The sequence below is a fragment of the Leptolyngbya sp. FACHB-36 genome (assembly GCF_014695955.1).
Classification (GTDB): Bacteria; Cyanobacteriota; Cyanobacteriia; order Leptolyngbyales; family Leptolyngbyaceae; genus FACHB-36.
Map to the genome: position 1 here is coordinate 1 of NZ_JACJPG010000600.1, position 10,873 is coordinate 10,873.

Genomic DNA, 10,873 nt, shown 5'->3' on the forward strand with positions numbered 1-10,873 from the left:
AGCCAGTTGCGCACTCCCAAGGTGCGATAGGCATACACAGCAACAGCGATCGCTCCCAAGACAATATACACAACGCCGCCCCCTGCCATACTCCAACCAAACAGGGTTTGACCAAACGGAGGCAAAGCCATGATGAATTCTGGATTGGGCAACACCAGCAGCAACCCCGCCAAGCCGAACACCAGTGCCAACACGTGACCAATCAAACAGAATCGTTCGACAATAACCCACTGCCTCATAGGGACTCCTCGGAAAATCGGGTGCTGAAAAAACGCCTGTTATTCAGTCTACAGAGGTTCTGTATTTTGTAACAGACTATGAACTCTGATTCTTGCGTATGTCAATGTCGTTACCCAGGTGGAGGGAGTCTCTGACCTAGCCACACTAAGGCTTTGCCTTACCAGGACTTTGTTTTGATCGATTTGATCGAATAGCTAAAAAAATAGGGCGTACTCAGTACGCCCTCACGGGTCCTACATCAATCACAAAGTGTTTCTACGGATGCCCCGAAGCACTGCTCCGTGATATCCGCAAGTCAATTATTACCGGAAACGAAGAGGATCATCTTCCTCAAGAAATAAACTTCATATTGCGCTCAGTAGCTTTATCGCAGCTTCACACTGTATGTTTTACAGTCTGCTTACAGCGCTACTCCAACAGCAGCAAGAATGCCTTTGAACAGCCGCATGCCGTCAGTTCCACCGAGCTGTGGGTCTGCTGCTCGCTCCGGATGGGGCATCATGCCCAGCACGTTGCCTTGACGATCGCAAATTCCCGCAATATTACTTAGCGACCCATTTGGGTTGCCTGACGACTCGATCTCTCCTGTGGCACTGCAATAGCGAAACAAGATCTGCTGGTTTTCCTCTAGGCGCGATAGTGTATCAGAGTCAGCATAGTAGCTGCCTTCTCCGTGAGCGATCGGTAGCGTAATTGTCTCTCCCGCCCGATACTCCTGCGTCCACAGCACGTCATTTCGCTCCACTCGCAGCGGAGCACGATCGCAAATGAAATTCAAGTCTCGATTCCGCACCAGCGCTCCCGGCAGCAGTCCAGCTTCGGTGAGCACCTGAAAGCCATTGCAAATTCCTAGCACGGGTTTTCCCTGCTGCGCGTGCTCCACAGTAGAGCGCAAGGCAGGCGAAAAGCGCGCGATCGCCCCACAGCGCAAATAGTCCCCATAGCTAAACCCGCCTGGAATCACGACTACGTCAATATCCGATAAATCGCTGTCCTCGTGCCACACCATGCGAGTGGGCTGCTTTAATAATCCCTGCGTCACCCATGCCACATCGCGATCGCAGTTCGATCCCGGAAACACAACAATCCCAAACTTCACCGCTGCCATTCCGCTCTCCAGTTCCCAACAATTTCATGATTGCACGGGGTTTATGGTTCGTGGTGAGTAGCCAGTGGATGCTGGCGTTTCAGTTGCTCTGATGCAGAATTATGCAGTTGCCATCGGGGTCGTAGGCGTAGATTTCTCGACCGTGGGAAGCAGTCATAATTTCGCCCGGTGGAGGATAGCCGAGGGCTGCAAATTGAGCGATCGCTTCCTCCAGATTCTCGACTTCTAAACAAAGGCTGACGGGCGGCGTGGGGACGGCGGCGTGGGGAGTGGGAGGAAGTTTTGGGCAAAAGATGCCTAGTCGTAAACCCGGTAGCTGGAATTCGGCATAGACCGACGGAATCAGCACGATCGGGGACTGGTCTAGAAGCTGCCCATAAAACTGCACCAGCGACTCAAAATTAGCGGATGCCAGGGCTAGCAGCGCAGCAGTAGGGGAGAGCGGCATAAAGGTTGCAGTTAACGGCTGTTGCGAGTTAAAGCTTGCATCATCGGTTCAAGTTGAAATTTATTTATACCTAAGAAATCAAACGATTAGAAGACGTTATAGATAAGCTCGTTGGGTTCAACGGCTACCGCAAAGGTGCGATGGCGCAAAGAAAAATTGAGCAGGCCTGAGTTTGTGAAATCAAGCGGAGGTTTTTAGCACGCTTGAGCAACTACGGTATTCTGAATTAAATTAATGCAGCAGTCGCAGAATCATCATGAAACTGGCAGCACGAGTTGGGCAGGTTACTCCGTCGCTTACGTTGGCGATCGACTCCAAGGCAAAAGCAATGAAAGCTGAGGGCGTCGATATGTGCAGTTTCAGCGCTGGAGAACCAGACTTTCCCACGCCTGCTCACATTCGGGCAGCCGCAGAACAAGCGCTTGAACAGGGAAAGACGCGCTACGGTCCAGCAGCAGGCGAACCAAAACTGCGCGAAGCGATCGCCCAAAAGCTGCAAAAAGAAAACTTGCTTTGCTACGGAGCCGAGAATGTCGTTGTCACCAACGGTGGGAAGCACTCGCTGTTCAATTTGATGATGGTGATGATTGAACCGGGCGACGAAGTGATTATTCCGTCGCCGTACTGGCTCAGCTACCCGGAGATGGTGAAGCTGGCGGGCGGGACGCCCGTGATTGTTCCCACAGCAGCAGACAGTGGCTATAAGATTACGCCAGACCAGCTACGGCAAGCAATTACGCCGCAAACGCGCTTGTTCGTGTTCAATTCGCCCTCTAATCCAACGGGCATGGTCTACACGCCAGCAGAAGTTCGCGCGATCGCCGACGTCATCGTGGAAAACGACATCTTTGTAGTCGCCGATGAGATTTACGAGAAGCTGCTCTATGACGGCGCAGAGCACGTCAGCATTGGTGCAGTGGGTCCAGAAATTTTCGATCGCACGATCACCAGCAGCGGATTCGCTAAAGCCTATTCCATGACTGGCTGGCGGATTGGCTTTTTGGCAGGTCCCGTGGAGGTGATTCGCGCCACGATCGCCCTTCAGGGACACAGCACCTCGAATGTCTGCACGTTCGCTCAGTATGGCGCGCTTGCGGCACTGGAAGGACCCCAAGACTGCGTAGGAGAAATGCTGCAGGCATTCGCTCAGCGGCGACAGGTGATGCTGGATGCGATTAATTCGATTCCTGGTTTAAGCTGTCCCAAACCCGATGGAGCCTTTTATCTATTTCCCAGCATTGAAAAAACGGGGCTGAACTCCCTAGATTTCTCTAACGCTCTACTCGAAGAGCAACAGGTCGCCGTTATTCCGGGCGTTGCCTTTGGTGCAGACACCTGTATTCGGTTGTCCTACGCCACCGATATGGACACGATCAACAAGGGGATAGAGCGATTGGAAAAATTTGTTCGATCGCGCGCCTAGAGCTAATTACATCAATTTCTGTGCCCTCATCAGCATGTTTACATGTTGCTGAACTGTAGTAAAGACGACCTGACGCTGATACAGAGTCGCTAATAATCTCTATAGAAAGAGATACGTCTAGTTACATACGGCACACGAGCAAATTCTCTCTTCCAGGAGAGGTAAGAGAAGCAGGCAATCGATAATGTTCTGGTGTTATTGCTGGCTGGTATTTCTAAAGTTTCAGCTAATAGACCAGCTACTCGTTCTAATTGCGTAATCTTACTCCTACTGAGGTACAAACGTGAGTACGTTTCGTTTCAAGCATCTTTCTTGCCTACTCGGTGCTGTGGCATTGATCGTTGGATTCAGCGATCAATCGGTGCATGCCCAAACTGCACCCGCGCCCGGTACCGCGTCAACCTCTGCGTCTGTTCTTGGCGCTGAAAGTGCTGAGACTGTAGGTCTTCGGATTGCCCAAACGCTGCAAAACCCCGATCGGACTCCTGCAGGAACGGGACAGCCCTCGCCTTCTAGTTCGCCTTCAACGCTGCAAAATCCCGATCGGACTCCTTCGGGCGTCGAGCAGCCTGGTATCAATTCCCCAGGCACGGTAACAACCCCCAGCACTCCGGACACCACGACTCCTGGCTCAACTCCAACCACGCCGAACACTACACCCGATGCCACGACTCCTGGCACCACTTCACCCGGCACCACGCCCGATGCCACGACTCCTGGCACCACACCAACCTCTCCAACAACGACGCCTAGTTCACCCGAAACGACGGTGTCTCCTGGTCGGGCGACTCGCTCTGGGTCAAGCTATGTAGGAATTGGTGGCAACATTGGAATTGGCGACGGAGACACAGCGCTTGGAGAAGGCAGCTTTGCCGTGATCAGCAAGATTGGACTGACTCGATCGTTCTCGGTGCGTCCGTCATTTCTAATTGACGACGATGTCACAATCCTGCTGCCGCTCACCTACGATTTCTCGTTTGGAGCAGGACCAACCGCAGACCTCGGCTTTTCTGCTGCGCCCTACGTAGGGATTGGAGCCGCCATTTCTACAGGCGATGACAGCGGTGTGGATCTGCTGCTGACAGGTGGCATTGATGTTCCGCTGAGTTCTCAATTCACGGCTACTGCCTCCGTAAATGCCTCCGTCACGGGTAACCCCGCTGTGGGCATCTTCCTTGGCATTGGCTACAACTTTGCAGGCTTCTAAGCCGGAACATGAAGCAGTCGGCGGGAAATAGTGAGAAAGCTAAAAATCTCTGACCGGCTGCTTCGTTTCTATAGCTTGGTGTCTGGATGGTTTTCGTTTCTAATGACGTTAATTCGCTGCTTACGCCGAAGAACCAAACTTCTACTTTCCTTGGCAATCAGGTAGAAGGGACGGTTCTGATTGTTGATCATTAACCGGGTAATGTACTCGGAAAGAATTGCCAAGATAACGAACAAAATAAAAAACATCGCAGAGTTTTGCATCGATAGCGTTGTCCACCCTTCTGCTACGTTCTGCTTGAATACGTTCACAAGTACAACCCAAATGCTGTAAAGAACGTTGAGAAATGCTCCAAACATTGCCAGCAGCGATAGCAGCCGCAAGGGATAGTGAGATGACAAGAATACCAAACGAAATGCTTTTGCAAGCGCTAGCTGATAGTTCAACGCTAGCGGAATCCCGGTGCGATTAATTCGCTCGTAGTGAAATGTTTGGTACAGCAATCCCGAGAACGCAGCAATGACTGGGAACAAGCTGTAGCGATCGTTATTGTCTAAAAATGCATTAATGACGCGTCGAGTGTAGAGTCTTAGCGTTGATGCTGCCACGGGCAGATCTTCGCCTGTCAGCTTGCGAAACAGCGTGAAGAATAGTTTACTGAGCCGATTGTATAAACTCAGCCTGCCGCTTGTGCGATCGGTGCGAAGACCGTAAACAATTTCTGCGCCCGATCGACTCATCCGAATCATTTCAACGAGCGGATTGATCGGATCGTAGGCGGCATCTAAGGTAATGACGACATCACCAATTGCCTGCTCCAGCGCCACAACAAACGCACTTTCATATGGAATCGATCGAGCTAAGCAATACAGTTGAACATTGCGAATTTCAGGCTGAAGCGATTCGATTAACGAAACGGTTCCATCGGTGGAGGCATTGTCCACCAGAACAATCTCAAAATCATCAAATTCTGCGGCTAGTAGGGCAGACAGATCTCGTAGATACCCTTCAACCCAAGTTTCTGCGTCGCGAATAGGCGAAACGACAGAAACCAGCAAATCGGACGTGCCTGTTGGATAACTCATGGGCGATCGAAATAGGACTGCACCGCTGCTAAAGCGTCGTAGATGTTGTCAATTTTAGAGCCTAGCATCGAGACAATTTTTGGCTGTTGGGCATCGACCTCAAACAAAATTGGACGACCATCATCGCCCTCATTCTTCACCAGAACGGTTTTGACTTCAAACAGCGAATCACAGTAGCGCGTGTCGTTCAGGCAGGGCATGTAGCGCTGAGCGTCCCGAACCATGTAGCCAAAGTTCGATCGCGCTTCCGCTGCCGCAAGAACTTGGTAAGCATTGAGCGACTCTGGAGACTCTAACCACGAGGCATGAGGCGTGTAGCGCACATGGGTAAACGTGGACAGTCCGCGATCAGGAAACGGCATAAACGAGAAAAACGGACCGTCCATCACGGTAACAGAAACGTTCTCTAGCTCGGTTGGTAGCTGCACCAGCGCCAGTTCTGTGATCTCATGCTTCAGGTTTGAACGCGTTGGCAAAATGCCCGCGATCGTGTTGAGTCCGGCGTAGGTGCAGTTGAACACATAGCTAGCCGTGTGGCAGTTGCCGCGATCGTCCAACACCGCTAAATTGCCGTCTGCCTGCGACTGAACCGCAGCCACAGTGGTATTCAACTGAAGCTTCACGCCCGACTGGACCAGTCGCTCCACCAGCAACCGCCGCAGCACTGCCGCATCAAATGCGTACTCTTGCGTTTCGTACACGGCTGAAATCAGGCGGGGACTAAACAGCTTTGTGAGTTTGGAACTGGCAGGAACCAGCGGCGCATCAATGTTGCGGCAGAAGAATTCAAACTGGTGCGGGCTAACCTTGGAGCCAATGCGGGCGATCGCGTACAGCTTCGTGAAGCAATCGGCGATCGCGGGACGGTACTCCCGCAAAAATCGCTCAAAATTGAGCCGACTGCGGTACGCCGTGCTGAAACTGCGCGGATAGTGATAGCCGCCGTGCAGCCGCGCTTGATTGCTATAAGACGCCCGCGTGAGTAAGTCTGCTGCCCGCTCCAGTAGCACCACCTCGGCTCCCTGCTGCGCCAGATACTCCGCAACGCTGCATCCGTAAAATCCGCCCCCAATGACGACGATCGGCTGTGTAGACATGGCTTCTAGCGACGTAGCGACGGACGATACAGCCCTAGTGCCGCCCGAAATAGCTGCCCCAGCATGTGCAAATGGGTTTTCCAGCCTTTGATTTTGCTAGGAATTTTGCCAGTTTTGGGGTAGACGCGCGTCACGGCGATCTCGTTGACGCGGTAGCCCAATCGTGGTGCCATCACAGACAGATAGTAGTGCAAGTTGTAGGTGTCGAAGACGTTGCGAAACGGCTGGAGCCGATCGTCGAGCAAAAATTTTCGGCTGAGGGCGCGGAAGCCGTTGGTCGTGTCGGTATAGCGAAATCCAGCCGCAAGGCTAATCACGGGCGCGTGAATCAGTTCCACTGCCAGCTTGCGAACCGCAGGCGTGTTTTCCTCGAAGCCGCCGGGACGGTAGCGCGATCCCTGGACGTAATCCCAGCCTTGCTCCAGTGCTTCCAGAAACTTGGGAATCGCATCCACACCGTCTTTGTTGTTGCCGTCGATAATCACCACGCCATCGTATCCCTGACTCATGGCGTAGGCAAAGAACATGCGAAGCTGAGCGCTTAGCTTGCCGCTGCCTGTTTTGGTTAGCAGCGTGCGTACGCCGACGGGCATCAGACGATCGGAATCGGTTGAACCGTCCGTACTGCCGCCATCTGCAATCACAATGTCTACCAGCTCTGGCAGTTGGATGTCGTGCATCTGCTGTAGCTGCCGCCGAATCCGATCGCCTTCGTTAATGATTGGGATGCCAACGCAGTAGCGAGTTCGACGCGGCGCAAATTCGCGCACGGTAAACGCGGGAACCTCCCATTCGGGGGGAATTGCCTTCGGGGCACTCTCAAATGTCACGATCCAGTCACTCCTTACACCACGTCATACAAGTCTAGTACGGTCTGAATCGCTTGCTTCACGCTATCGATCGCCGGATCGGTCGCCCGCATTTCGATTGAGAGCCACTGGTCCCAGCCGATCGATCGCAGTCCTGCTGCCATGCCCCGATGGTCTACCTGCGGCGCAGCAAAGGTTCCCAAGTTCGGCTCGCTGATGTGCACATGCGCCAGCACATCCGCCGCAGCTTCGAGGGCACGGGGAATGTCCTCTCCAGCTAGATGCATTCCTGCCGCATCGAGATGCAGCCGGAAGCCCGGAGAATTCACTGCCCTCACCAGTTCTGCACCTTGCTGGCTGTTGGTGACAAAGTTGCAGGCGTAAACGGGCGGATTTGGCTCAATGCAGAGACACACCCCACGCTCCGCGCAGTAGTCGCCAACCTCCGCAAACACATCGACCGCTTGAGCAACGGCGGCACGATCGTCCAAGTCACCCCGATCGCGGTTTTTGGGCGCGCCAAATACCAGCGGTCGCGCCCCCAACTCCACAGCCAAATCGGCAACGCGCTTCAGATGTGCCACCAAGGCGGCTTTTTCGGCGGGCGTGCCGAATAGCTTCAGGTCGGGCTTGCCGTAGACGATCGCTTGCAGCGAAGAGCAGACCAGTCCATGCTGTCCCAGCAGGGTTTGATACGCCGCCACTCGATCGGGCGTCCACTGCCAATCGGGAAATACGCGAGTGGGGGCAATTTCAACCCCTGCGATTTTGCTCTGCCCCAGCAGCGACAGCACAGCGTCGTCAGCCTCGGCGGTCCACGCAATATTAGAAATGGTCAGCTTCATGCGGAGTCTCGTTGTGTCTGGACGAACTGCCCAATCTCGTCAAGAACCTGTTCTTGCGACAGTATATACCCGGACTGCCCCCCGAACAATTCAGCATAGCGGGTCTGAATGCCATACGACACCGTTGCGCCTGCCTCAGTTCCCAGCGTTAGTTCTGGAAAAAATCGAGTCTGGATTGCTCCAGTTGCCACGGGTTGCGTCACCAGTGTCACCAGCGGGACGTTGTGATGAATAATCACTTGCAGATCTGCCCACAGCCGCGACAGCGCGTACCACTGAAACTGACTCGCGGGATTAATGTTTTCGAGCTGGTTGTGATGCAGCATGTCGAAAATAACGTTCTTCTTCAGCCCCGGTCCAAATAGTCCGGGCAGTCGAACGATGTGAGCGATCGGGAAGTGAGCCGCAACGCCTTGCTCTAGCCGCAGGCGATTGCGCCCGTAGGCGTGATTCTCTTGACTGGCACAGTCAAAGGTTTCGTCCGCGTCGGTGATCCGAGGAAACACATCGATCGACGAAATCAGCACAAACCGCTGCGCTCGCGTCTGCTGCAACTGCGCGATCAGGTGCTCCACCATGGCGCGATCCTCATCGGGATGCTGATTTGCCCACCACTTTTTTGCCTGAGGAGCCGCACAAATTAGCAGATCAAACTCGCGCCCCTGAATATCGGCGATCGTTTGGGAATTAAAGCAGGCATCAAAGGCGGTCGATCGACACAAATTGCTGCCGACGAAGCCCGTATGTCCGATCAGTCCAGAAGGCATGATGACGCAGTAAATTGAGCAATCCAATTAAACCAGATAACGAGTGAAGCGGTATGCCTAGAGGACCTACCCCCTGCTCCCTCCCGGCGCGAGAAGAGAAAACTCTTATACCAATTCTCTAAATTCCAGCTACAGATCAAACCACTAAAACGCAGGCGGACTCCAGCCTCTGCAATTCCGAATTCCGAATTCCGTAGCTGGCTTTTCGCGCAGCGAGTATTCCGAATTGGTACTACTCTCTATCCAACCGCTACCCACTCCGACTCTGGCAGTCGCCAATACACGCCTTTCTCGCGCTGCATAAATCGGTAGCCGATGAGTTCTCGGCGCAGGGTGGCAGAGTCCCAGTGGTGCCGCTGGATCAGCTCGTTCAGGTTGGACTCTGGATAGGTTTGGTCAAATTCAAACTGATTCACCAGCCATTTCAGAATGACCCAGCGCTTTTTGCGGCTTGCAGGAATTGCCTTCAGCGTATCGCCCGCTAAAAATGCCCGCAGCACGCTGCTTTCCCAGCGATCGGCGTCCACATCGTTTGCCAGCGCCGTGAGCTGATTCGGCGACGCAAACATTTCCTTGCTCAAGGCTTGCAGCGTGTCAGTTCGGAGCTGGTACAGGTGCGTATTGCCGTCCGATCGCATCTGCACCAGTTCAAGCTCCTTGAGTTTGGCAAGGTGGTGGGAGACCGTTGGCTCCTTAAGGTTGAGCAGCGTGGCTAACTCTTCGACGCTGCACTCGCGCTGCGCCAGCAGACCCACAAGTTTCAGGCGGCTCTCGTTTGCCAACGCCTTAAAGAACTGAAGAAGCTGTTGGAAGTCGGGTGGAGACATGGCAACTAGTTAGATAGAAATCTAATTAGAAGCATATCAAATTAGATTTGCCGCTGCCATTTACTCCAGCGCAGGCTCGATCTCCGCCACCGTTGCCGGAGTCACTTCCACCTCTGGAATCAGCTCAGGAACCAGTCGCATCTGGCTCGACCCCGACAGCAGCTTCAGCAGATTTGGCTTTGGATCGTGCAGCAAGTAAACGAGGCGATCGCCTGCCTGCCACGGGTCTTCCGCTGAAGCAATTTGCAATACCTGCGATCGCTCAATCAGCAACGGCACCAGTTCACCTGCGGCGATGCGACCGTGCAGGTACGCCTGCTGCACCTCGAAGTCGCCCTCTCGCAGTTGGGTTTCGCCCAGCTTGACCGCCGCATCGGTCACATGCTGATTCCACTGCTTTAAGGGAATTTGGGGCACAAATGCCTGCTGGATCTTGAGAGTTGCCGTGGCGTTGACCTGTGGATCGCGGGGAAACACCGCTAGCACGCGCGGTGGGCGAAATTCTTCCGCTGCCTGCTGTGCCACCACAAGATTGACCTCCCCATTGCTCGTCATCGCCAAAAACGTGCCCATCCTGCTCAGTCCGGCTTCCTCAAGCACCTCGGCATCGAGGGCGCTACTGATAAAGACGCGCAGGTTCTCGGACGCCGCCTGCTGCCGAGCATCCGGGTCAGCGTCGATCAGCGAGACTGGCTCACCTCGATCGGTAAACAACCGCGCGATCAGCAAGCTCAGCGGATTGCAGCCCACAATCACAATGCCCGTCGCTTGCTTTGAGGTGATTTGCAGCAGATTCGCCATTCCTTGAGCAGTCAGCGCCTGCAAAAACACGGTCATCATAATCGTCAAAAACACCAGCGCTTTGATCGAGTCGCCACCATTGATGCCGCGCTGGGTCAGCAGAATCGCAAACAGCGATGCCACCGACGCCGAGACGATGCCCCTCGGAGCCACCCAGCACAGAAACAGCTTTTGTCGCCAGTTCAAGTCGCTGTTCCAAGTGCAGAGCCAGATGTT

11 protein-coding genes and 1 pseudogene are annotated in these 10,873 nt (G+C 53.9%); 2 read left to right on the top strand and 10 right to left on the bottom strand.

The genetic code is table 11. The features are described from left to right. The 3 genes and pseudogenes from H6F43_RS17785 to H6F43_RS17795 all read right to left on the bottom strand — a co-directional run. A pseudogene (locus tag H6F43_RS17785) lies at nt 1-239 on the bottom strand (carotenoid biosynthesis protein); the annotation flags it as partial. A 401-nt stretch (nt 240-640) separates the two neighbouring features. After that, complete coding sequence (gene purQ, locus H6F43_RS17790; RefSeq protein WP_190344060.1) at nt 641-1,339, bottom strand: phosphoribosylformylglycinamidine synthase subunit PurQ; 699 nt, start codon at nt 1,337-1,339, stop codon at nt 641-643. An 88-nt stretch (nt 1,340-1,427) separates the two neighbouring features. After that, the gene (locus H6F43_RS17795; protein WP_190344050.1) at nt 1,428-1,796 is read right to left on the bottom strand and encodes a VOC family protein; all 369 of its coding nucleotides are present in this window, start codon (nt 1,794-1,796) and stop codon (nt 1,428-1,430) included. Nucleotides 1,797-2,052: 256 nt separating this feature from the next. On the opposite strand from H6F43_RS17795, the gene H6F43_RS17800 reads away from it, so the two are divergent. Both H6F43_RS17800 and H6F43_RS17805 read left to right on the top strand, forming a co-directional pair. Next, a complete protein-coding gene (locus H6F43_RS17800) occupies nt 2,053-3,219 on the top strand; it encodes a pyridoxal phosphate-dependent aminotransferase (RefSeq protein ID WP_190344051.1) in 1,167 nt (388 codons plus the stop codon). A 283-nt stretch (nt 3,220-3,502) separates the two neighbouring features. Further along, nucleotides 3,503-4,426: a hypothetical protein gene (locus H6F43_RS17805; RefSeq protein ID WP_190344052.1), complete on the top strand. Its 924-nt coding sequence runs from the start codon at nt 3,503-3,505 to the stop codon at nt 4,424-4,426. Nucleotides 4,427-4,494: 68 nt separating this feature from the next. Here the strand turns inward: H6F43_RS17805 and H6F43_RS17810 are convergent, their stop codons facing one another. The 7 genes from H6F43_RS17810 to H6F43_RS17840 form a co-directional block, all read right to left on the bottom strand. Next, nucleotides 4,495-5,511: a glycosyltransferase gene (locus tag H6F43_RS17810; RefSeq protein WP_190344053.1), complete on the bottom strand. Its 1,017-nt coding sequence runs from the start codon at nt 5,509-5,511 to the stop codon at nt 4,495-4,497. Next, on the bottom strand, nt 5,508-6,608 hold the full coding sequence (locus H6F43_RS17815) for an FAD-dependent oxidoreductase (protein WP_190344054.1): 1,101 nt from the start codon (nt 6,606-6,608) through the stop codon (nt 5,508-5,510). The genes H6F43_RS17810 and H6F43_RS17815 overlap by 4 nt, the downstream gene beginning before the upstream one ends. Before the next feature lie 5 nt (nt 6,609-6,613). After that, nucleotides 6,614-7,438 (bottom strand): glycosyltransferase, encoded by an 825-nt coding sequence (locus H6F43_RS17820; RefSeq protein WP_190344055.1) that lies wholly within the window; start codon nt 7,436-7,438, stop codon nt 6,614-6,616. A gap of 14 nt (nt 7,439-7,452) precedes the next feature. Beyond that, nucleotides 7,453-8,262 (bottom strand): sugar phosphate isomerase/epimerase, encoded by an 810-nt coding sequence (locus tag H6F43_RS17825; RefSeq protein WP_190344056.1) that lies wholly within the window; start codon nt 8,260-8,262, stop codon nt 7,453-7,455. Beyond that, on the bottom strand, nt 8,259-9,029 hold the full coding sequence (locus tag H6F43_RS17830) for an NAD(P)-dependent oxidoreductase (protein WP_190344057.1): 771 nt from the start codon (nt 9,027-9,029) through the stop codon (nt 8,259-8,261). The genes H6F43_RS17825 and H6F43_RS17830 overlap by 4 nt, the downstream gene beginning before the upstream one ends. A gap of 239 nt (nt 9,030-9,268) precedes the next feature. Further along, entirely contained in the window at nt 9,269-9,856 is a 588-nt protein-coding gene (locus tag H6F43_RS17835; RefSeq protein WP_190344058.1) for a metalloregulator ArsR/SmtB family transcription factor, read from the bottom strand. 60 nt (nt 9,857-9,916) lie between these two features. Next, nucleotides 9,917-10,873, bottom strand: a 957-nt coding sequence (locus H6F43_RS17840; protein ID WP_190344059.1) for a TrkA family potassium uptake protein, incomplete at its 5' end; no start/stop codon positions are given.